This window comes from Tropicimonas aquimaris, from assembly GCF_042676185.1.
GTDB classification, from domain to species: domain Bacteria; phylum Pseudomonadota; class Alphaproteobacteria; order Rhodobacterales; family Rhodobacteraceae; genus Tropicimonas; species Tropicimonas aquimaris.
This window is the reverse complement of the sequence record NZ_JBHTJT010000038.1, coordinates 64,929-87,052: the sequence shown is the minus strand read 5'-3', so window position 1 is coordinate 87,052 and position 22,124 is coordinate 64,929. Positions and strand designations below refer to the sequence as shown.

The window sequence follows — 22,124 nt, the reverse complement described above, 5'->3', positions numbered from 1 at the left end:
TCCGGCTGTTGTTGTCCGAGCCTCGCCAGCGCCCCGCGGGCGGGCTTGGTCAAAGACGACAGGGAATGTCGGAAAAGGCGCGCCCGGCCCAACGGGAGAAGGCGCGGCGCAGGCCGCGTCGACAACCGGCGGGAGTGCGCCCACCGTCATTCGGCCCAGTCGGGCTTGCGCTTCTCTATGAAGGCCGCGATGCCCTCGTCGGTGTCGCGCCACAGCATGTTCTCCGTCATCACCGCCGCGGCGTGGGCATAGGCGTCCTCGATCTTCATCTCGATCTGCTCGTAAAAGGCCCGCTTGCCGATCCGCACCGCCGCCTCCAGCTTGGCCGCCACCTGGCCGGCCAACTCCCGCGTCTGTGCCTGCAAGTGTTCCGCCGGCACCACGCGGTTCACCAGCCCGATGGCTTCTGCCTCGGCCGCGTCGATGAAATGCCCGGTGCTGAGCATCTCGAAGGCCTTCTTGCGCGGCACGACGCGGCTCAGCGCCACCATCGGCGTCGAGCAGAACAGCCCGATATTGACACCGTTCACGCCGAAGCGTGTCCCTTTGGCCGCCACCGCCATGTCGCAGGAGGCGACGAGCTGGCAGCCGGCCGCGGTCGCAATGCCGTGCGCCTCCGCGATCACCGGCTGCGGCAGGCGCTGAATTGCCAGCATCACATCGGCGCAACAGCGGAACAGATCCGCGAAATAGGCGGCGCCACGATCCTCCGCCTGCCTGCCGGCCTGCATCTCCTTCAGGTCGTGCCCGGCGCAGAACACCTTGCCCGCCCCCCGCAGGATCACCACGCGGATGCGCCGGTCCCGTTCCAGCGAAGCGAGCTCTTCCGACAGGCGGGCCAGCATTGCGTTGGAGAGCGCATTCAGCGCCGAGGGGCAGTTCAGTGTCAGTTCCGCAACGTAACCGCGGTCCTCCCGCAACAGGATCTCGTCCGTCATGCCATCCTCCCATAGCCTGCCCGCAGAGTAACGCGGTCGACGGGGAGGGGAAGGGCGTATGTCACTGGCGATGAATGCGGAAGAGCTGGAGTCGTTCCTGGCGCGGGAGTTCCCGCAGGTGGTTGACGATTTCCGGGTCGAGAGCCTCTCGGCGGCGGCACTCACTATGCGGATGGCGATCCGGGAGGCGCACCTGCGCCCGGGTGGCACCGTCTCAGGCCCGTCAATGTTCGCGCTTGCAGATGTGGCGATCTACCTCGCGGTGCTCTCCCGCATCGGCCCGGTGGCGCTGGCGGTAACCACGAACTGTTCGATCGACTTCATGCGCAAGCCCGCGGCCGGCTGCGATCTGCTTGCAGAGGCGCGCCTGCTCAAGCTCGGGCGGCAGCTCGCGGTCGGCGACGTGCTGATCTTCAGCGAGGGACAGCCCGAGCCGGTGGCCCGCGCCGGCATGACTTATGCGATCCCTCCGGCGCGCTGACCTGGAAGTGGCCGGAAAAGGAGGTTTTTTGGGGTAAAATGATACCGTAATTTTAAGTCTCTGTTATTATTGGGTTATTTTGAGTAATTGTCTCTTGACCCAAGTGCGGAAATCCTTAGAACCGCTCCATCAATCGCTTCGGGCGTCCGTCTTGGCCGCCCCCCCGACGGATCATAAGAGCAAGAACCATGAAAACCTTTACCGCGACCCCGGCGGATATCGACAAGAAATGGATCATCATCGACGCCGAAGGCGTGGTGCTGGGCCGTCTCGCCTCGATCGTCGCCAATCGCCTGCGCGGCAAGCACAAGGCGACCTTCACCCCGCACATGGACATGGGCGACAATGTCATCGTGATCAACGCCGAGAAGGTGCAGATCACGGGCAACAAGCGCATGAAGCCGAACTACTGGCACACCGGCTACCCGGGCGGCATCAAGTCCCGCACCACCGGGCAGATCCTCGAGGGCAAGTACCCCGAGCGCGTCGTGACCCAGGCGGTCAAGCGCATGCTGCCGGGCAACAAGCTGAGCCGCCAACAGATGACCAATCTGCGCGTGTACGCCGGCACCGAGCATCCCCATGAGGCCCAGAAGCCCGAAGTGCTCGACGTCAAGTCCATGAACAAGAAGAACACCCGGAGCTGAGGACAATGGTCGAAGAAATCAAATCCCTCGCCGAGCTGAACGAAGTCGCCGAAGGCAGCGCTCCGATCGTCGAAGAACTGGTCAACCGTGAGCCGGTCCGTGACGAGCTGGGTCGCTCCTACGCCACTGGCAAGCGGAAGGACGCGGTCGCCCGCGTCTGGATCAAGCCGGGCTCCGGCAAGGTCACCGTCAACGGCCGCGATATAACCGTCTACTTCGCCCGTCCGGTGCAGCAGCTGATCCTGAATCAGCCGTTCCAGATCGCCGGTGTCGAAGGCGAATTCGACGTCGTCGCAACCGTCAAGGGCGGCGGCCTGTCTGGTCAGGCCGGTGCCGTGAAGCACGGCATCTCCAAGGCTCTGCAACTGTTCGATCCCGCCCTGCGCGCGCCGCTCAAGGCAGCGGGTTTCCTGACCCGCGACAGCCGCGTGGTGGAACGCAAGAAGTTCGGCCGCCGCAAGGCCCGCCGGAGCTTCCAGTTCTCCAAGCGCTGATCCGCAACGGATACGAGAAACGAAAAGGGCCGCGATTTCGCGGCCCTTTTTACTGTGAAGCTCCGAGACAGGTGCGTGCCCGGAGCTGTGTTCAGTTCTCGACCCACCAGACGTCCGGCTGGAAACCGAGCCAATCGCCATACATCTGTGTCTTGCCCTCGGGGTATTTCAGTTCGGATTTGTAGGCGATGTGGCTGACCGGCGAGTACCAGATCGGGATCACATAGCGCCCGGTGGTCAGCACCCGATCGAGCGCCTTCACCGCGGCTTGGAAATCCTCCTGGTCCGTGGCATTCAGCATCGACTGGATCAGCGATTCCACCGCCGGGTTGTTCATTCCCATCCAGTTGCGGGTGCCCGGCTCGGTGACGCCGTCCTTGCCCCAGTAGAGAATCTGCTCGTTGCCCGGACTCAGCGACATCAGCCGAATGTAATGGGCCATGTCGAAATCGTACGCCTGCGTGCGCTCCTTGTATTGCGCGGCGTCCACGGTCACGAGGTTGGCCACCACGCCGATCCGCTTGAGCTGCTCGGCGTAGAGCTCGGCGATGTTGATGTTCTGCGTGTCCCCCGATTGCAGGAGGATATCGAACTTCAGCGCTTGTCCGTCGGCGTTCTTCATCACCCCGTCCTGCACCGTCCATCCGGCGTCCGAGAGGATGCCGATGGCCTTGCGGGTGTTCCGGCGATTGGCCTCGCTGCCGTCGGAGGTGGGCAGGGTGTAGCCTTCAAGCGCGCCCGGCAGGAGTTGGTCGGCAAAAGGCTCGAGGTACTCACGCACCTTGCCCTCGGCCGGCCCGTCGGACATCGCCAGCACCGAGTTGGTGAAGTAGGACGCGATCCGAGGCTCCTCGCCTCCATTGATGGCGTTGTTGATGAACTCGAAGTTGAACGCGTGGATCAGAGCATCACGCACCCGCCAGTCGTCGAAGGGCGCGCGGCGGGTGTTCATCACGAAGCCCCGGATGCCGCCGGGCCGCTGGTGCGGGATTTCCGCCAGCACGACCTCGCCGGAACGTACTGCGGGAAAATCGTAGGCCGTACGCCACTTGGCGAGATTGCCTTCCCGGTTGAAAGAGATCTCTCCGGCGCGGAACGCCTCGAAGGCCACATCGGCATCGCCGAACCATTCGTAGCGGATCTCGTCGATGTTGTGCTGGCCGCGGTTGAAAGGCAGGTCGGCGCCCCACCAGTCCGGATCCTTCTTGAGCGTCAGGAAGCGGCCGGGCTCATAATCCGAGATTACGTAAGGGCCGGAGCCCACGGGCGGCTCGAGCGTGCTCTCATGGAAGGCGCGGCCTTCGTAGGCGGCTTTCTGCAGGATCGGGCGCAGACCGAGGATCAGCGGCAATTCGTTATCCTCGGTGTTGAAGGTGAAGCGGACGGTGCGCTCTCCCACGACCTCGGCGGTCTCGATCTTTTCCCAGCCCGCGTGGTAGCGCGGATGGCCCAGGGTGCCGAGCGTCTCGAAGGACCAGAGCACGTCCTCGACGGTCACCGGCGAGCCGTCGGAGAAACGGGCTTCCGGTCGCAGCGTGAATTCGACCCATTCTCGATTCGGGCCGGTCTCCACCGATTCGGCCAGCAGGCCGTAGAGGGTGAAAGGCTCGTCCCAGTTCCGGCCCATGAGGCTCTCGAAGCCGTAGACCCTGTGACCATAGACGGAGTTGCCCTTGAGGATGAAAGGATTGAGGCTGTCGAAGCCGCCCACCTCCGAAAGGACGATGCGGCCACCAGTTGGCGCGTCCGGATTGACATAGGGCAGAGACACAAAATCCGGTGGAAGCGCGGGGTCGCCATACATAGCTATGCCATGTGCGGGCTCTGCGTTAACGAATCCGCCTGAAGCGCTCAGGCACGTGGCCAGCACAATCGGCCGGATTCCACAGAAAAAATCGTACCGCATTTTCGCAACAATCCCTCACTGCCCTTGTTTGTTTGGCCGAGAGCGTAGTCCTGCAAGTCAAGTATTTCAAACTTTTAACTTGGACTCTGGCGGTTGTTTGCGTATAACTAAGGCACTGCTCGATAGGTTTCTTGCCTGTATGAAACCTGCCTCAATGACTTAACGCCCGCCTTGTGCGGGCGTTTTTTTGCCCTCTTCAAAGGGCGTTCGAGCGGCAATCTTCATCGGGTGGCATTCTCGGTCGCGGGGACGGCACTGGCCGTGTTTGCGACCGCGCGTCCCGAATCCTTCATTTTGCGCGTGCAGCATGTATGGTCCGTCTGGACTGACAATGGAGGAAACGCAATGTCACTCAACGGAAAGACAGCCGTTATCACCGGGTCAAACTCCGGGATTGGCCTCGGGGTCGCCTGGGAACTGGCGCGGGCCGGCGCAGACGTGGTGCTGAACTCCTTCACGGACCGCGACGAGGATCATGCTCTGGCCGAGGAGATCGCGAAGGCGACAGGCACGTCCGCGCGGTACATCAAGGCCGACATGTCGAAGGGCGACGAGTGCCGCGCCCTGGTCGAGAAGGCGGGCGCCTGCGATATCCTGGTGAACAACGCCGGGATTCAGCACGTCGCAGCGATCGACGAATTTCCGGTGGAGAAATGGGACGCGATTATCGCGATCAACATGTCCTCGGCCTTTCACACCACCGCCGCCGCCTTGCCCCTGATGCGCAAGGCCGGCTGGGGCAGGGTGGTCAACATCGCCTCCGCCCACGGATTGCGCGCAAGCCCGTTCAAGTCGGCCTATGTCACGGCCAAGCACGGGGTCGTCGGCATGACCAAGGTCGTCGCGCTGGAAACGGCCCGGGAGCCGATCACCGCCAATGCGATCTGCCCTGGCTACGTGTTGACGCCGCTGGTCGAGGCGCAGATCCCCAATACGGCCAAGGAATACAATATCCCCGAGGCCGAGGCGATTGAGAAGGTGATCCTTGCCAAGCAGCCATCCAAGGAGTTCGTGACCGTGGAGCAGTTGGGGGGAATGGTGCTGTTCCTTTGCTCGGAGGCCGCGGCGCAGATCACCGGAACGACGCTGTCCGCGGATGGCGGCTGGACAGCTTCCTGACACGGATTCGGGCCGGGGGCGCTGCCCCCGACGCGGCCAGGGCCGCGTCTCCCCCCGGATATCTGGGGACAGAAGAAAGGCGCAGCGATGAAACGGATTAACCTGGCGCTCCAGGGCGGCGGCGCGCATGGCGCCTTTACCTGGGGGGTGCTCGACCGTTTGCTCGACGACGAGGAGATCGAGATCGCCGCGATCTCAGGGACCTCGGCGGGCGCGCTGAACGGCGCTGCGCTGAAGGCGGGGTTGGTGGCCGACGGCAAAGGGCAGGATCGGGAGGCCGCGCGGGCCAACCTTGACTGGCTCTGACACCAGGTTGCCGGCGTGCAGGACCTGCGCCTGACCCACTGGTTCGCGCCTTTCGCGCCGCCGAGCGAGGTCTATGCGCAAATTCTGGAGAGCTCGCCGCTCTACGGCATGGCGGATATCGCCAGCCGGGTGGTCAGCCCCTATTCCTACGGGCCGTTCTATTCCAACCCGCTGGAGCGGATCGTGGAGCGGTTCGAATACGACCGCGTCTGCGCCGACACCGGCCCGGCCTTCTTCGTCTCCGCCACCAACGTTCGCAGCGGCAAGATCCGGGTCTTTTCTGGGCACGAGATCTCGACCGAGACGATCCTGGCCTCAGGCTGCCTGCCGTCGCTGTTCCAGGCGGTGGAGGTGGTCGATCCGCGCACCGGGGAGCTCGAGGCGTTCTGGGACGGTGGCTACACCGGCAATCCCGCGCTCTTTCCGCTGTTCCAGCCGGACTATCCCTCAGACGTGCTGATCGTGAACATCAACCCGCTCTTCCGGCCGGAGGTGCCGCGGACGGGATCGGAAATTCACAATCGGATCAACGAGATCAGCTTCAATTCTTCGCTGCTGCGTGAATTGCGGGCGATCAACTTCGTCAAGGAGCTGATCGCGGACGGGCGGGTCGAGCGGGGGCAGATGCGCGACGTGCTGGTGCACATGATCGCCGACGACGATTTCATGCGCGACCTGTCCGTCGCGACCAAGATCGTGCCGTCCCCGGTGATCCTGTCGCGGTTGAAGGCGGCAGGCCGCACGGCGGCCGATCGTTTTCTGGCCGAGCACAGGGACGACCTGAACGAGCGCAGCACCGTCGATCTGAGGGAGATGTTCGGCTAGGCCCGGCTCACGCGTCGAGCTTGTCGCGCTGCCGCTCGGCTTCGACGGCAAGCGGTATGCCTCCGGGTGTCGGAGGCACATCGCCCGTGCCGTTGGCATCGGCGGGATAGACCAGGCCGCCCGAGATCACCAGTTTCGCCGCGTCCTCCACCGACATGTCGAGGTAGACTACGTCTTCTTCCGGCACGAACAGCAGGAAGCCGGAGGTCGGGTTCGGGGTCGTGGGCAGAAAGACAGAAATGATCCGCCCGTCGCGTGGCACCCGACGGGAAATCTCGCCCTTGGCATTGGTCGAGACGAAGGCAATCGCCCAGAGGCCCTCACGGGGGTACTGGATCAAGCAGGCCTTGTCGAAGTTGTTCTCGGTCTGTGCGAAGACCGTCTCGGCGATCTGTTTCACGCCGTTGTAGATGGTCCGGACGATCGGCATCCTGTCGACCAGCCCCTCGGCCCAATCGATCAGCGACCGGCCGATGACACCCTTGGCGATCCAGCCGATGACGACGGTAAATACCAGGAAGAACACCACGCCGACGCCACGGACGTTGATCGTGGTGTCCTCGCCGAAATACTTCTTGAAGTAGGTTTCCGGCTGGTAGGCGTCCGGCACGAAAGGCAGGACGAAGGCATCGACCCAGCCGACGACGGTCCATATCAGCCAGACAGTCAGCCCCACCGGGGCGATCACCACCAGACCGGTCAGAAAAGACGAGCGGAGATTGGCCAGCAGCCCGGGCTTGCGGCGCGGGTGCTGGATGTGGAGCTCGTGTCCGGGCTCGTTGGAATGGTGGTCGGGCATCTTGTCTCGGAAGCGCGTGAACTCACCGGAAGCTATGCAGCCGGGAGCGGCCTCGCAAGTCCAACCGCATGTGGCGCGCGGTTATTTCACCGCTGCGTCGAGATTTCGGTCGCGATGGCAGCCGCCAGGCGCGCATTGTTCAGAACAAGCGCGATGTTGGCCTCCAGCGAGTCGCCCTCGGTCAGCTCGAAAATGCGCTGGAGCAGAAACGGCGTCACATTCTTCGCGGTGATGCCCTGGGCCTCGGCGTCGGTCTGCGCCTGCGCGATCACCGGGGCCAGCACCTCTGCGGCGATCTCGTCCGCGACCGGAATCGGGTTGGTGACCAATTGCCCGCCGGGGATGCCGAGCGCCTGCCGCATCAGGTGGGATCGGGCGATCTGGGCGGGATCGTCCATCCGCAGCGGCGCCTTCAGGCCGGAGTCGCGGGACCAGAAGGCGGGCAGGGCGTCCTGACCGACCGAGATCACCGGAACGCCGAGGGTTTCGAGCACCTCCAGCGTCTTGGGCAGGTCGAGGATCGCCTTCGCGCCCGCCGCGACGACGGTCACCGGCGTCGCTGCCAGCTCCTGCAGGTCTGCCGAGATGTCGAAGCTGAGTTCCGCGCCCTTGTGCACGCCGCCGATGCCGCCGGTGGCGAAAACGTCGATCCCGGCAAGGCGGGCCGCGATCATCGTCGCCGCGACGGTCGTCGCCCCGTTACCGCCGCGGGACAGGCAGACGGCGAGGTCGGCGCGGCTCAGCTTGGCCACATCCTTCGCCTGGGCCAGCGCTTGGAGCTGCGCCCGCTCTAGCCCGACATGCAGCCGCCCGTCGAGAATCGCGATCGTAGCCGGCACCGCACCGGCCTCGCGCACCGTCTCCTCGACCTTGCGGGCGGTCTCGAGGTTCTGCGGCCATGGCATGCCATGCGTGATGATGGTGCTTTCAAGCGCCACGATGGGCCGGCCGGCGCCGGCCGCGGCCTGAACTTCAGGCGCGAGGATCAGGGGGAGGGTCATGTCGTCAGGTCTCCGAAACGTAGGCTGCTGTGATGCCGAGCGCGGCTTCTATGGCAAAGATGCCGGAAAGCCCACGCGCCTCGGCAGAAATATGGGCCGCCATGAAGGTGTCGCCCGCGCCGGTGACCCGGGTGACGACGACGGGCGGTGGTGTCGCGGTCAGCACGCCCTCGGGCGTGGCCTCGGCCATCGACGCACCGCCGTCGGTGACCAGAACTCGCCGCGCGCCAAAGGCCACGAGCGCCTCGGCCGCGGCCTTGGCAGAGGAAAAGCGGTTGTCGCAGATCAGCCCGGCCTCGATCCGGTTGACGTAGAGCGTGGCCCGGGGGTGGCGCAGCAGCGGCAGCAACCGCCCGGCCTTGCCCGGAGATGCCGGTGCGATCCGCAGATCGGCCATCGAAAACAACGGGCTGTCGGAGATTCTTGAGAGGAGCTCTTCGGTCAGGTTGCCATCGAGCGCTACGATCCCGGCATGCGGCGCATCGATCGAACCGAGCCGCCCATCCGCCAGCGGTTGCAGGATCGCGTCCCCCGCCTGTTCGAGCGAATGGGCGTCGGCAATCGCCGCCACCAGCCCGTTCTCGGCTTCGATGGCCATGTACTGATCGGTCGGCAGGGTGTCGGACCAGGTGATATGCTCGGTCACCATCCCCATCCGCCGCGCCGCCAGTTCCAGTTCGCGGCCTTCGGCGTCCTGCCCCAGCACAGTCAGCAGCGCTGGCCGCATCCCCTCGCGCACCAGCGCCATGGCGATGTTCATCGCCACGCCCCCGGGGAGCCGGGATATCCGGCCCGGCACGTCATGCCCGACTGCCATCGACCGCGGGGTGCGGCCGATCACGTCCCACAGGACCGATCCGATGCAGAGAATATCCGGCGTCTTTTCCATGCGCCGAAGAAACCCCGGTCGCAAATCGAAGGCAAGCGCTCGCGGCTTCTTCTGTCCTAAAATATCCCCGCCGGAGGCATGAGGGCTCCGGGCGCCACCTCACCGCCTCAGCGCATACCGGTCCGGTTCTTCGAACGTGTCCAGCGCAATGGTACCGGCGGCGACCTTCACCGCATGGACCACGCCGGCCGGCAAGTCATAGCTGTCGCCCTGCCGATAGGTTGTGGTCTTGCCATCAATGGTCAACTGAATTTCTCCTTGCAGAACGCTGCCCCATTGTGCGCCGTGGGAATGCGCCGGCAGTTCCGCGTCCTTGTGGAAGATGAAGAAAACCAGCAGCGCATCCTCGGTCCGCATGGCGCGGCTCTCGACCACGTCGTCCGGGAAAGGTATGTCGAGCGCCGGCAGCGTCATCAGGAAATCGGGCAGTTTCACGGGATCCTCCTTGGTTTCGGGGCAGACTATCAACCAATCGCCATCGAAACAGGGGAAAAGCGGGGCAGGGGGTTGCCAGCCCTTCTCCGATGCAGTATGCGCGGCCCACTTCACAGATGGGGCCTGGGCCTGCGGGGGAGACATCCCCGTATCGGTCCGCCGGTTGGGAGCGATCCCTGTTCGGCCCTGTCGAGGACGCGAAACCGGAAAGGATTATGACATGGCGCTTCCTGAGTTCACTCTGCGTCAGCTGCTTGAAGCTGGCGTTCACTTCGGTCACCAGACCCAGCGGTGGAACCCCCGCATGGGCGAGTATATCTACGGCGACCGTAACGGCATCCACATTCTCGACCTGACGCAGACCGTCCCTATGCTGGACCAGGCTCTCCAGGTCGTGCGCGACACCGTCGCCAAGGGTGGCCGCATTCTGTTCGTCGGCACCAAGCGCCAGGCCCAGAAGCCGATCGCTGATGCCGCCGAGCGCTGTGCGCAGTACTACATGAACCACCGCTGGCTGGGCGGCACGCTCACCAACTGGAAGACCGTCTCCCAGTCGATCGACCGCCTGCGCTCCATCGACGAGCAGATGGCGATGGGCGCTGAAGGCCTCACGAAGAAAGAGCGCCTGCACATGGAACGCGACCAGACCAAGCTTCAGGCTTCCCTGGGCGGTATCCGCGAGATGGGCGGCGTTCCGGATCTTCTCTTCGTCATTGACGTGAAGAAGGAGGACCTCGCCATCCTCGAGGCCAAGAAGCTCGGCATTCCGGTGGTCGCGATCGTCGACACAAACTGCTCGCCCGAAGGCGTGGACTACGTGATTCCGGGCAACGATGACGCCGCCCGGGCAATCGCGCTCTACTGCGATCTGGTCTCCCGCGCCGCGCTCGACGGCATGTCCGCCCAGATGGATGCCGCCGGCATCGACCTCGGCGAGATGGAAGAGGCCCTCGTCGAAGAGACGCTCGAAGCCGCTCCGGAAGCCGAAGAGGCGCCGGCCGAGGCCTGAGCCCGGAGCTTCGTGGCGCTGTCACGGAACTGATACAGGCGGCAGGCTTTGGCCTGCCGCACCACGACCCCCCAATCGAGGAGAGCCAAGATGGCTATCACCGCGAAAATGGTGAAGGAACTGCGCGACCAGACCGGCGCAGGGATGATGGATGCCAAGAAGGCACTGACCGAAGTCGACGGCGACATGGAAGCCGCGATCGACTGGCTGCGCACCAAGGGCCTGGCCAAGGCCGCCAAGAAGTCGGGCCGCACCGCTGCCGAGGGCCTCGTTGGCATCAACGTCGAGGGCGGCAAGGGCGTCGTCGTCGAGGTGAACTCCGAGACCGACTTCGTTGCCAAGAACGCCGAATTCCAGGAAATGGTAAGCGCCATCGCCGCCGCGGCCGCCAAAGTCGCCGACGTCGAAGAGCTCAAGGCCACCACGATTGACGGCAAGACCGTCGGGGACTTGGTCACCGACAAGATCGCCAAGATCGGCGAAAACATGTCGCTGCGCCGCATGGCTACCGTCGAGGGCGAGCAGGTCATCTCCTACGTCCACAACGCGGCTGCCCCCGGCCTCGGCAAGATCGGTGTTCTGGTCGCGCTTAAGGGCGGAGACGAGGCCTTCGGCAAGCAGGTCGCGATGCACATCGCCGCCGTGAACCCGGCTTCGCTGTCCGAAGCCGATCTCGACCCCGCCATCGTCGAGAAGGAAAAGCAGGTCCAGATGGAGATCGCCCGCGAATCCGGCAAGCCGGAAGCGGTGATTGAAAAGATGATCGCCGGCCGGATGAACAAGTTCCTCGCCGAGGTGACCCTGCTGGGCCAGGCTTTCGTTGTGAACCCGGACCTGACCGTCGCCGCCGCCGCCAAGGAAGCGGGCGCGGAGGTCACCGGTTTCGTACGCATGGAAGTTGGCGAAGGCATCGAGAAGAAAGAAGAGGATTTCGCGGCCGAAGTCGCAGCCATGCAGGGCTGATCCGGTCACGAAAATCGAGAGATGCGGCGCCGCTTCCGGCAAGGAGGCGGCGCCGTTTTCGTTGGCAGCTGAAAATGCGCGGCCGGAGGCTGGGGGCAGAGAAAGCGCTGCCCTGTCTCGGAAAAGTGTGCCTGCAAAAAAGGAAGCGGCGCAGAACGGGCCGTCTGCGCCGCTTCAACACCACACGTTTCCGCCATCACGAGGGGATGCAGATGGCGGTATGGGTGGGTGTCGGCCCGCAAGGCTGACTATACGCCCGCGGACCGACATCCGGTTTCCCGGAGCTCCCCGGTAACGCCGAAATCGCGGCGACTCCCAGTTCGCAGTTCCATGGCTCAATAGCCACCACTCACGGAACACATCAAGGATCGCACATTAACGCGGGGTAAGTTAAGTAAGGAATCCCTGACCCACGATTTCGTGAGCGAGCATAAAGTTTTGAATTTAAAGAATTGTCGCCAACGCTGCGACGCAGAAATTTCTCGCTAGGCCCGAGGCCCGAAAATCTGGTGCAGAAATGCGGCCTTGAGCACTGCCTGTGTGGTGGTCGACACGTCGAGCGCCTCCCGGGCGAGTCGCAGGTGTTTTTCCACTGTCGCGGGTTTGAGACCCATGATGGAAGCGATTTCGGATGTGGTCTTGCCATCGCCAACCCATTCGAGCGCCTCGCGCTGCCGTGGAGTCAGATGGCGTCGCGTTTCCGGGTTCGGCATGGAGATCAGGCGCAGATGCAGAACATTGCTCATGGCCTCTATCGTGCGTCCGTGTTCGGCCCAGATCTCGTCGACCTCATCGAATGACAGGGCAGGGACCGAGGTCAGGCTGAGTGCGCCTTTCGCCCGGACCGAGTTGGACTGGAAGCTGATGGTGTATCCCGCCAGGAAACCCTGGGTCTTGTTGAACTCCCAGATACGGCATGCGGCCGGCGGCAGTATGCCCTCGCGCGCCATGCGGTCGGTGTCACGCCAGGAACTTGCCCCGACGTTTTCCAGCGCCCATAGCGTCATCGGGGCGTTCATGTAGAGACCGTCGTCGAGAAAGGGGCGAATGTAGGAGCGATCGTGGTTTGTCAGGACCAGCATGTCGAGCGGATCGCCAAGCGATTGCCCCGATCGAAAGCGCGTGAAACCGTACAGCAAGCGGTTGAATCCGAAATTCTCGAAGACTTCCTTGCTGTATTCCCACACCTCCTGCATCTCTCGCAGTGAAGTCACTCTTTCAACGAAATCAAGAATTTCCATGGCCCTCCGAAGACGGATAGCGCTGCGAGCGCGGCGAATGAATATCGCCTTGGCATTCTGACTTGTGGTGGGCCGACCGTCGAACTGGACGACCCACAGCAGAGAGAGCCGGGCATAGCTCGGCCTCAACCATCTTGTAATACACCATGAGCAATTCCCTATGTATCCGAGGAGAATATGTTCCGCCTTGGGGAGTGTCGAGATGCCTCGCGTCGATGAGAAAGAATGCCGCTGTCCCTTGGCATTTCGCACCTCATGCAATCTTTCATGAGTAACCGACAACACATTGAATCGGATGTGAATTTTAGCATCCAATCGCATGGCGTCCAGGTTGTGGAATTGCCAGTATGACAACTAGATCCGAATGGGAGACTTGCGTGCAGCGGAACGCGGGATTGCACTCCATGACGCCAATTCGCGGGTTTGCCGCATTTTCCGCGGTTTTTCAGCTGTCTATGGTCAAGGCAATTCGCGCCAGCATCGCGACGGCGGGTCATCGGGCCGGCCAGAGTTTCGCGGCCCGGTGAAAGGCAAAAGCCGACCGGTTCGCGCCGCGTGCTGCCACAGTGACGCTAATTCGGAAAGGCCAAGCTATGAATGCCAGCGTTGACATCAGGATCAAAAAGGACGGCCTGGGGGCCGTAACGGCCAGAACCGCGGCCTGGAGCGAAGCTGCCGCACCGGCGCCGAAACTTCCGGATTACCTCGTCGATGTCTACACTTGGGCCTATGTGGCGCCAAAGATGGTAGAGTTGCTGGACCGTGAGATCGTGGTCGCGACGATCCTGTGGTGCCAGCAGAACAAGCTTATGCGTGCCGCGCGCGACGAACTCGAACCCGGCAGTCGCGTTCTGCAGCCCGCCGCGGTTTATGGAAAGCTGGTCAGTCACTTGGCGGCGAAAATCGGGCCGGAGGGTGAGTATCATGTCAGCGACATTCAGCAAGTCCAGATCGACCATGTGAACCGCAAGATCGGCACGCTGCCTCAGGCGCGGACCGAGATCAGCGACGCACGGACGACCGGAGACGGGCTCTACGATACGGTGTGCTGCTACTTCCTGATGCACGAGGTGCCGGAGGACTACAAACGCGACATCGCCAACAACCTGGCGCGTCATGTTAAACCGGGCGGCAAGTTGATGTTCGTCGATTACCACGAACCGGCTGTCTTGCATCCGATGCGTCCGATCATCTGGCTTGTGTTCAATTGGCTGGAACCGTTCGCCAAGGTTCTTTGGCGGCGTGAGCTGAAAGAATACGTGGACGATGCGTCGGAGTTCGAGTGGCGCAAGGAGACCTTCTTTGGCGGGCTGTATCAGAAGGTTGTTGGCGTCCGGCGCGGTTGAGGGATCGAAGCCGTTGGAGCTGATGTGACCACATCCATTATTAACATAATACCGATTATCGGATGTATGTGTTGACGCGCGCCAGGGCCCCTGTGCTGTGCAACGGCAAAGATCCCAAACCACTCCAATCAAACAGATCGGCCGGACCTTTCCGGCCCGGCCATCCTTGACGTGTTGCCGAAGATCTCAACCGAGCGCGTAGCCTGCGCCCCGCACCGTACGCACCGGGTCTTCGCCGCCGTGCTGGCACAGCGCCTTGCGGAGCCGCCCTATGTGGACGTCGACGGTGCGTGTATCGACGTAGATGTCGCGGCCCCAGACTCGGTCGAGCAATTGTTCGCGGCTCCACACACGTCCGGGTTTCTCCATGAAGGTCGTGAGCAGACGAAATTCCGTCGGCCCCAGCTTGAGCAGCTTGTCGTCGCGAAAGACCTTGTGTGTCTCCGCGTCGAGAATGATGTCCTCGAACTGTAGCCGCTCTCCGACGCTCGCAGGCCGCGTCCGGCGCAATTGCGCACGGATCCGGGCCATCAGCTCGACCACGGAATACGGCTTTACGACGTAATCGTCAGCGCCGGTCTCGAGGCCGCGCACTCGGTCGACCTCCTCCGAACGCGCGCTGAGCATGATGATCGGCACGCTGCGTGTGTCGGCGCGCATCTTCAGCCTCCGGCAAACTTCGATGCCGGAAACATTGGGGAGCATCCAGTCGAGCACGATCAGGTCCGGCGCGTCTTCCTCGACGAGGAGCAAGGCCTCCTCGCCGTTCTCGGCCCGGCACACCCGGAAGCCTTCGGCCTCCAGGTTGTAGGTCAGGACTTCGCGTTGCGCGGCCTCGTCCTCGACGACCAGAACGCTCGGTTGTTCCGACGGTGACATCAGCCCTGCCCGTGGGTTTCCATAGCCGTCCGGTCCGCCTTGGGTCGGTTTTCGTCGGGCAAAGTGCCGGTCGAGAGGTAGATCACCTGCTCGGCGATGGCAGTAACATGGTCGCCCATGCGCTCGATGTTCTTGGCGATAAAGTGAAGATGCATGCAGGCAGTGATGTTGCGCGGATCTTCCAACATGAAGGTCAGGAAGTTGCGGAACAGCGAATTGTACATCTGGTCGACCTCGAGATCGCGCTGGCGCACGTCCTCTGACAGCTCCGGGTCACGTTGGACGAAAGCATCCAGCGCGTCCTTGAGCATTACCTCCACAAGCTTGGCCATCCTGCGGGTGGAATTTCCGCCGTCCTCGATCGGACGCATCTGAACCAGAACGCTGGTGCGCTTGGCCATGTTCTTCGCATAGTCGCCGATCCGCTCGAGGTTGCCGGCGATCTTCATCACCGCGAGTATGGTGCGCAGGTCGCTCGCCATCGGCTGACGCTCGGCGATGGTGAGTGCGGCCTCCTCCATGATCATGGCTTCGAGCTGGTCGATGGCGCGATCATCCTGGCGGACGCGCTCAGCCAGTTCCTCGTCGCGGGTTGCCAGCGCCTCGGCAGCCTTGAGGATCGCATCCTCGACCAGACCGCCCATCTTCATGATGTGGGCCTGCAGGGCTTCGAGATCGCGGTCGAAGGCCCGCGCGATATGCTGCTCTTTTCTATCCATTTTTCGTGCTCCCTTACCCGATCCGACCGGTGATGTAGCTTTCGGTCCGGGGATCCTTCGGGTTGGTGAAAATCTGTCCGGTCTCGCCGAATTCCACGAGGTTGCCGAGGTGGAAGAAGGCCGTCTTCTGGCTGACCCGCGCGGCCTGCTGCATCGAATGGGTCACGATCACCACCGAGTAGCTTTCGCGCAGCTCGTCGATCAACTCCTCGACCTGAGCGGTCGCAATCGGATCGAGCGCCGAGCACGGCTCGTCCATCAGCAGGACTTCCGGTTCGGTCGCAACGGCGCGGGCGATGCACAGGCGCTGCTGCTGACCGCCCGAGAGGCCGGTGCCCGGTGCGTCGAGACGGTCCTTGACCTCGTTCCAGATGGCACCGCGACGAAGGGATTTCTCCACGATTTCATCCAGTTCCGCCTTGTTCTTGGCAAGGCCGTGAATGCGCGGGCCATAGGCGACGTTGTCATAGATCGACTTCGGAAACGGGTTCGGTTTCTGGAACACCATGCCGACCTTGGCGCGCAGCTGCACCGGGTCGACACGCTTGTCGTAGATGCTCTCGCCGTCCAGCAGGAACGAGCCCTCGACGCGGGCGATGTCGATGGTGTCGTTCATCCGGTTGAGGCAGCGCAGGAACGTAGACTTGCCGCAGCCCGATGGGCCGATGAATGCGGTGACGGTCTTGTCCTGAATGTCGACACTCACGTCCTTGATGGCGTGGGTGTCGCCGTACCAGACCTGACAGTCACGACATTCGAACTTGATTTCCTTGGTTTCCACAGCACGCTCCACGGGTCTCATATCATTCATTGGTTCCGCTCCCCTTACCAGCGGCGTTCGAAACGACGACGCAGAATAATGGCGATAAAGTTCATGCAGAGCAGGAAGATCAGCAGTACGATAATCGCTCCGGACGCACGTTCGACAAAGGCGGGGTCGGCCCGCTGGGTGAAGTTGTAGACTTGCACCGGCAGAGCCGAAGCCGGGTCAAAGAAGCCTTCGGGCGGGGCCGACGGGAACTCCCGAACGAACGCCACCATCCCGATCAGCATGAGCGGCGCGGTTTCGCCCAGAGCCTGCGCCAGCCCGATGATGGTGCCGGTCAGGATGCCGGGCATGGCCAGCGGCAGCACGTGATGGAACACGGACTGCATCTTGGAGGCCCCTACCCCGAGCGCGGCATCGCGAATCGACGGGGGAACCGATTTCAAGGAGGCGCGGGTCGAGATGATGATCGTCGGCAATGTCATCAGGGTCAGCACGAGGCCACCGACGATGGGCGCCGACTGGGGCAGACCGGCGTAATTGATGAAGATCGCAAGGCCCAGGATACCGAACACGATGGATGGAACAGCCGCCAGGTTTGAGATGTTCACCTCGATCAGGTCGGTGAACCAGTTCTGCGGTGCGAACTCCTCCAGGTAGATCGACGCGGCAACACCAATGGGCAGCGCCAGACACAGCACGACCATCATCATGTACATCGAACCGATGATCGCGACGCCGATACCCGCTGCTTCGGGCCGGTTCTCCGAGGCATCCGCCATTGTGAAGAAACCCCAGTTCCAATGGGTGCTGAGCGAGCCGCCTTCCTTAAGCGCATCGGCCAGCTGCAGTTGTCCGGGACTGACGTTGCTGTCCAGCTGGGCGCTCTCCATCGTCACCCTGCCCTTGAAATAGCCGTCGATCCGGCCGTTGGCGAGGAACTCGAAGGTGACGGTCTCACCGATTGAGTCCGGATTGGCGATCACGTGGCGACGAAGCTCGGCGGCTGCTTCCTTGGAGATCATGTCCGTCAGGTCCCTGTCGGACAGGCCGAATTCCTCGGCCGTCACCCCGATTTCCTCCATCTTCGCGGACATCGCGCTGTTGATCAGCGGCGTGTAGCCAAAGGTCGAGACCTTCTTGATCTCCTCGATGTCCCGGTTGCCGTTCTTGTCCAGCTTCGTCTCGTCGAGGTAAACATCCAACGCGATGAAGGTCTGCTGGAAGGCCGGCAGGCCCTGGCTCAGAATGGACGTCACGAGGATAATCAGCGCGGCGACGCCGATGCCAATGGCTCCGAGCCCGAGCCGGCGGAAGCGGCGCTCCGATGCGTTGCGACGCCGGGTGCGAGCATCCACTTCCAGGAGCGAGCCCCGATGCCTGCTCGGCTTCGGGGCCGCAGGCGAACTTGCAGTTGCGTCGGTCATTCGTACTGCTCCCGGTACTTGCGCACGATGTAGAGGGCCAGAACGTTCAGGCCCAGTGTAATGACGAAAAGCGAGAGACCGAGTGCGAAGGCCACCAGCGTTTCCGGCGAAGCGAATTCCGTGTCGCCTGTCAGCTGGCTCACGATCTTGACGGTTATGGTCGTCATTGCCTCGAACGGGTTCAAACTCAGCTTTGCCGCGGCCCCTGCCCCCATGACCACGATCATGGTTTCGCCGATGGCGCGAGAGGCCGCCAGCAGAACGGCGCCGACGATCCCCGGCAACGCAGCGGGAAGGACGACCTGCTTGATGGTCTCCGAATGGGTTGCGCCCAGGCCGAAGGACCCATCGCGCATCGCCTGTGGGACCGCGTTGATGATGTCATCGGACAGCGAGGACACGAAGGGGATCAGCATGATCGCCATCACGATGCCTGCCGTCATGACGGACGAGGAGGACGCGCCGAGGCCGAGCGGCTGCGCGAAGTAGTCCCGGAGCATGGGGCCGACGGTGATCAGCGCGAACAGACCGTAGACGATGGTCGGAATGCCCGCGAGGATCTCGATTGCCGGCTTGGCAATGGAACGCAGCCTGGGGCTGGCGTATTCCGACAGGTAGATGGCTGCGAAAAGGCCGATCGGCACCGCGAACAGAAGCGCAATGAACGACACGTAGAGCGTCCCCCAGAGCAGCGGCAGGATGCCAAGGTCCGAACCGCCGCGGAACTGCGGGTTCCAGGTCGCGTTGAAGAAGAAATCCTTGGCGGGATAGAGCCTGAAGAAATGTGCCGTCTCGAACAGCAGCGAAAACACGATGCCCACGGTCGTCAGGATCGCCACCATGGACGACAGGATCAGGATGGCCTTGATTGCGGCTTCCGAAACGTTCCGGGCCCGGTAACTCGGGGCAATCTTCATGTAAGAGAACACCGCACCGGCGAGAGAGAGCGCCAGCACCGCAACGACCATCGCCATCCACAGGGCGCTGTTCTGACCGCGATATGCCTTGGCGGCCTCGAACACGCTCTGCTGGACATCGGAGCCGAGAGCGACGCCTGCCTGCGCGAGACGTTCGCGCACGTTCGTCTCGTCGGCACGCATCCGCGAGATGTCATCTTCCGACAGATCGCCCTGAACGAGGAGCTGATCAAGTCCGCCCGCGATCCGGCGCACATCGGCCATCACCAGCGATTCGGAACTGCCCTCGGCAATATCCGATGGCGAGATCATCCCGGTCACGGAGCTTTCGATGTAGATGGGCTGAAAGAACAGCCACACGAACATCAGCAGAAAGGCCGGAACCGCCGCGAATAGCAGGACCGTCTGTCCATAGTAGGAGGGCAAGGAATGGAGTTTGCGGATGTCTCCGCCGGCGGAACTCAGCGCCTTCCTGCGGCCCATCATGTATCCGACTGCTGCGATCAGCAGGACGATCAGCGAAACCAGCCCGACGCTCATGGCATATCCCGTCGTTAAGTTCAAAAGACAAAGGTGGCGCCCAATGGACGCCACCCTCCTGGTTGGGCACCTTAGTTGAGCGGGGCCATGACAACGCCGTTGGCAACGGCTTCCTGGGTCGCGGCCAGTTCGGGATCGGACACGAGGCCGTACTGGGCCAGCGGGCCATCCGGGCCGGCGATCTCGTCGGACACGAAGAAGTCGATGTACTCCTGCAGGCCGGGGATCACACCCAGGTGCGCTTTCTTCACGTAGAAGTAGAGCGGACGGGACACCGGGTATTCGCCGGTCGAGATGGACTCGGTCGAGGGAACGATGCCGTCCATGGTGGCGACGATCAGCTTGTCGGTGTTGGCCTCATAGAAGGACAGGCCGAACACGCCGATGGCTTCCGGGTTGGCTGCGAGGCGGGACAGCGTCTCGGTGTAGTCGCCGTCGATGTCGACCGAAGCGCCGTCGGTGCGAAGCGCCATGCAGCCCTTGTGGTCGGCGTCGCCGGCAGCGGCGAAGGCTTCGGCGGCGCCGGTGGCTTCACAGCCGGCTTCCAGAACCTTTTCGTCGAAAACTTCACGCGTTCCGTGCTTGGTGCCGGGGATGAAGGCCATGATCTTCTGCGCCGGCAGTTCCGGGTTCACGTCTGCCCAGGTCATGTTCGGGTTGGCGACCAGTGCGCCGTCGACCACGATCTTTTCGGCGATCGCGTTGTACCAGTCGGCCGGGGTGAAGGCGAAATCCGGGCCGTTGATGTCCGAGGCGAACACGATGCCATCGTAGCCGATGCGGACTTCCATTATCTCGGTCACGCCGTTCTGGGCGCAGAGGTCGATGTCCGACTGCTTGATGCGGCTGGAGGAGTTGGCGATGTCGATGGTGTTTTCACCCACGCCTTCGCACAATTTCTTGCGGCCGGCACCCGAGCCGCCGCCTTCCACAACCGGGGTCGGGAAGTCGAAGTTCTCGCCGAAGGCTTCGGCAACGATCGAGGCATAGGGCAGCACGGTCGAGGAACCGGCAACCTGAACGTTGTCACGGGCAGCGGCGGCGGTGGCGGAAACAGCGGCGATCGCCAGAGCAGAGGCGGTCAGCTTCACGAGAGACATTGCATTCTCCATGCGGTGGTTATCATGACCGTCGCTCTCCGACGGCCTTGGCGGGGTGTTAGTCTTCGTCAGTTGGGCTTTTGTGTAAGTTTTGTAACAGTTGTGTGACAGTGCGCTGGATTCAGGCAGATCACGCTCGGATTGACGCAAGGAAAGTCGGCGATGCGGACGAAAGACATTCGGCCAAGCTTCTGCCCTGGCAGCAAAATCGCCGAACGAGATTCCGCATGAAGAAAAGTTAACGCTTTCGGGCCTTCAATCGGAAATCCGCGACATTCGTCACGAAAAGGCCGGCAGAAGCACGGAAAACCGGGCGCCCTCACCCGGATTGCTATCGATTCGAAACCGTCCGCGATGCCGGTTGACGATATGCTTGGCGATCGCGAGGCCGAGGCCCGTGCCGCCCATCTCGCGTGAGCGGTGGTTGTCTACACGATAGAAGCGTTCGGTCAGCCGGGGGATGTGAACCGGATCGATGCCGTCGCCGTAATCCTGCACCACGATCTCCACCGCCGGCCCCTTGAACGCCGGCTCACGGCTCCGGAACGATAGCAGCACCGTGACGCGCCCCGCCTCGCCGCCGTACTTGATCGCGTTCTCCACGAGGTTGATCAGAACCTGGCGCAGCTGGTCGGGGTCGCCCGGGACCAGCAGTTCGCTGTCGTCCTCGCGCTGCGTCTCGAAACGCACGCCCTTGGCTTCCGCCAGGGTACGGAGCGAGTTGAGGGTCGAGTCCACCAGTTCCCCGATGTCCACCGGGTCGGTCGGTCGCTGGCGTTCCGCCGATTCCACGCGGCTCAGGGAGAGCAGGTCCGACACCAGCCGGTTCATCCGTTCGGCCTCCCGCTCCATGATGTCAAGGAAGCGTTCACGCGCCGCCGGATCGTCCCGTGCGGCGCCCCGCAGGGTCTCGATGAAACCGAGCAACGCGGTCAGCGGGGTCTTCAGTTCGTGGCTGACATTGGCCACGAAGTCCCGCCGCATCTGCCCCGCGCGCTCCATGTCGCTGACATCCTCGAAGGAGACCAGAACGCCTGACACCGTGGTTCCGGAGACCGGCTCGGCGCGGACGTTGTAGGTGGCCTCTCGCGCGATGTCCTTTTGCACGTAGCGCGCCTGGGCCGCCCTGCCCTCGCGCAACGCAGATTCGATGGCGAGCAGCAGCCCCGGCTGGCGCAGGACGGTGACGTAGTGCCGACCCTCGCCAGAGGCGCGGAACAGGGCGGCCGCGGCGCTGTTCATCACGCGGATCCGCTCGTCAGAACCGACGAGAACCAGCGGCATCGGCACGGCGGCCATGATCGAGGCGGAAAGCTCTGTGGTCATCCTGTCGTGGCTCCTTTTCGAGGCCCGCAACAGGCCAGCCCGTGCCTGCCC

21 protein-coding genes and 1 pseudogene are annotated in these 22,124 nt (G+C 63.0%); 8 read left to right on the top strand and 14 right to left on the bottom strand.

The genetic code is table 11. The features are described 5' to 3' along the window. Positions 1-146: 146 nt before the first annotated feature. Positions 147-938 carry an enoyl-CoA hydratase gene (locus tag ACFQ2S_RS16860; RefSeq protein WP_386076222.1) on the bottom strand — a complete coding sequence of 264 codons (792 nt, stop codon included), beginning with the start codon at positions 936-938 and terminating at the stop codon, positions 147-149. A 58-nt stretch (positions 939-996) separates the two neighbouring features. On the opposite strand from ACFQ2S_RS16860, the gene ACFQ2S_RS16855 reads away from it, so the two are divergent. From ACFQ2S_RS16855 to rpsI, 3 genes are all read left to right on the top strand, one after another. Then, positions 997-1,419: a PaaI family thioesterase gene (locus ACFQ2S_RS16855; RefSeq protein ID WP_386076221.1), complete on the top strand. Its 423-nt coding sequence runs from the start codon at positions 997-999 to the stop codon at positions 1,417-1,419. Positions 1,420-1,607: 188 nt separating this feature from the next. Further along, on the top strand, positions 1,608-2,066 hold the full coding sequence (gene rplM, locus ACFQ2S_RS16850) for a 50S ribosomal protein L13 (protein WP_386076220.1): 459 nt from the start codon (positions 1,608-1,610) through the stop codon (positions 2,064-2,066). A 5-nt stretch (positions 2,067-2,071) separates the two neighbouring features. Beyond that, positions 2,072-2,560 (top strand): 30S ribosomal protein S9, encoded by a 489-nt coding sequence (rpsI, locus tag ACFQ2S_RS16845; RefSeq protein WP_386076218.1) that lies wholly within the window; start codon positions 2,072-2,074, stop codon positions 2,558-2,560. 91 nt (positions 2,561-2,651) lie between these two features. Here the strand turns inward: rpsI and ACFQ2S_RS16840 are convergent, their stop codons facing one another. Beyond that, positions 2,652-4,466 (bottom strand): extracellular solute-binding protein, encoded by a 1,815-nt coding sequence (locus tag ACFQ2S_RS16840; protein WP_386076217.1) that lies wholly within the window; start codon positions 4,464-4,466, stop codon positions 2,652-2,654. 345 nt (positions 4,467-4,811) lie between these two features. Here ACFQ2S_RS16840 and ACFQ2S_RS16835 point away from each other — a divergent pair, with 345 nt between their 5' ends. Further along, positions 4,812-5,585, top strand: coding sequence for a 3-hydroxybutyrate dehydrogenase (locus tag ACFQ2S_RS16835; RefSeq protein ID WP_386076215.1), 774 nt, complete (start codon positions 4,812-4,814; stop codon positions 5,583-5,585). 87 nt (positions 5,586-5,672) lie between these two features. Beyond that, positions 5,673-6,716: pseudogene (locus tag ACFQ2S_RS16830) on the top strand (patatin-like phospholipase family protein). A 7-nt stretch (positions 6,717-6,723) separates the two neighbouring features. Here ACFQ2S_RS16830 and ACFQ2S_RS16825 read toward each other — a convergent pair. From ACFQ2S_RS16825 to ACFQ2S_RS16810, 4 genes are all read right to left on the bottom strand, one after another. Then, positions 6,724-7,515 (bottom strand): DUF502 domain-containing protein, encoded by a 792-nt coding sequence (locus tag ACFQ2S_RS16825; RefSeq protein WP_386076213.1) that lies wholly within the window; start codon positions 7,513-7,515, stop codon positions 6,724-6,726. Between the two features lie 86 nt (positions 7,516-7,601). After that, positions 7,602-8,516 (bottom strand): pseudouridine-5'-phosphate glycosidase, encoded by a 915-nt coding sequence (locus tag ACFQ2S_RS16820; protein WP_386076211.1) that lies wholly within the window; start codon positions 8,514-8,516, stop codon positions 7,602-7,604. Positions 8,517-8,520: 4 nt separating this feature from the next. Beyond that, on the bottom strand, positions 8,521-9,405 hold the full coding sequence (locus ACFQ2S_RS16815) for a PfkB family carbohydrate kinase (protein WP_386076209.1): 885 nt from the start codon (positions 9,403-9,405) through the stop codon (positions 8,521-8,523). Between the two features lie 99 nt (positions 9,406-9,504). Further along, the gene (locus ACFQ2S_RS16810; protein ID WP_386076207.1) at positions 9,505-9,840 is read right to left on the bottom strand and encodes a cupin domain-containing protein; all 336 of its coding nucleotides are present in this window, start codon (positions 9,838-9,840) and stop codon (positions 9,505-9,507) included. A gap of 220 nt (positions 9,841-10,060) precedes the next feature. Here ACFQ2S_RS16810 and rpsB point away from each other — a divergent pair, with 220 nt between their 5' ends. Continuing rightward, positions 10,061-10,849 carry a 30S ribosomal protein S2 gene (rpsB, locus tag ACFQ2S_RS16805; protein WP_386076205.1) on the top strand — a complete coding sequence of 263 codons (789 nt, stop codon included), beginning with the start codon at positions 10,061-10,063 and terminating at the stop codon, positions 10,847-10,849. 90 nt (positions 10,850-10,939) lie between these two features. Further along, positions 10,940-11,812: a translation elongation factor Ts gene (gene tsf, locus ACFQ2S_RS16800; protein ID WP_386076203.1), complete on the top strand. Its 873-nt coding sequence runs from the start codon at positions 10,940-10,942 to the stop codon at positions 11,810-11,812. 485 nt (positions 11,813-12,297) lie between these two features. Here tsf and ACFQ2S_RS16795 read toward each other — a convergent pair whose 3' ends face one another. Next, the gene (locus tag ACFQ2S_RS16795) at positions 12,298-13,053 is read right to left on the bottom strand and encodes a helix-turn-helix transcriptional regulator (RefSeq protein WP_386076201.1); all 756 of its coding nucleotides are present in this window, start codon (positions 13,051-13,053) and stop codon (positions 12,298-12,300) included. Between the two features lie 593 nt (positions 13,054-13,646). Here ACFQ2S_RS16795 and rquA point away from each other — a divergent pair. Further along, a complete protein-coding gene (gene rquA / locus ACFQ2S_RS16790) occupies positions 13,647-14,399 on the top strand; it encodes a rhodoquinone biosynthesis methyltransferase RquA (RefSeq protein WP_386076199.1) in 753 nt (250 codons plus the stop codon). A 186-nt stretch (positions 14,400-14,585) separates the two neighbouring features. Here rquA and phoB read toward each other — a convergent pair whose 3' ends face one another. From phoB to ACFQ2S_RS16755, 7 genes are all read right to left on the bottom strand, one after another. Beyond that, a complete protein-coding gene (gene phoB / locus ACFQ2S_RS16785) occupies positions 14,586-15,278 on the bottom strand; it encodes a phosphate regulon transcriptional regulator PhoB (protein WP_386076198.1) in 693 nt (230 codons plus the stop codon). Next, positions 15,278-15,997, bottom strand: a complete 720-nt coding sequence (gene phoU / locus ACFQ2S_RS16780) for a phosphate signaling complex protein PhoU (RefSeq protein ID WP_386076197.1) — start codon at positions 15,995-15,997, stop codon at positions 15,278-15,280. Before phoU ends, phoB begins: the two co-directional genes overlap by 1 nt. A gap of 13 nt (positions 15,998-16,010) precedes the next feature. Beyond that, the gene (gene pstB / locus ACFQ2S_RS16775; protein WP_386076196.1) at positions 16,011-16,808 is read right to left on the bottom strand and encodes a phosphate ABC transporter ATP-binding protein PstB; all 798 of its coding nucleotides are present in this window, start codon (positions 16,806-16,808) and stop codon (positions 16,011-16,013) included. A 14-nt stretch (positions 16,809-16,822) separates the two neighbouring features. Then, positions 16,823-18,190 carry a phosphate ABC transporter permease PstA gene (gene pstA, locus ACFQ2S_RS16770; protein ID WP_386076194.1) on the bottom strand — a complete coding sequence of 456 codons (1,368 nt, stop codon included), beginning with the start codon at positions 18,188-18,190 and terminating at the stop codon, positions 16,823-16,825. Then, on the bottom strand, positions 18,187-19,647 hold the full coding sequence (gene pstC, locus ACFQ2S_RS16765) for a phosphate ABC transporter permease subunit PstC (RefSeq protein WP_386076192.1): 1,461 nt from the start codon (positions 19,645-19,647) through the stop codon (positions 18,187-18,189). Before pstC ends, pstA begins: the two co-directional genes overlap by 4 nt. Before the next feature lie 71 nt (positions 19,648-19,718). Next, complete coding sequence (locus tag ACFQ2S_RS16760) at positions 19,719-20,747, bottom strand: substrate-binding domain-containing protein (RefSeq protein WP_386076191.1); 1,029 nt, start codon at positions 20,745-20,747, stop codon at positions 19,719-19,721. A 279-nt stretch (positions 20,748-21,026) separates the two neighbouring features. Further along, positions 21,027-22,073 (bottom strand): ATP-binding protein, encoded by a 1,047-nt coding sequence (locus ACFQ2S_RS16755; RefSeq protein ID WP_386076190.1) that lies wholly within the window; start codon positions 22,071-22,073, stop codon positions 21,027-21,029. Positions 22,074-22,124: the final 51 nt, after the last annotated feature.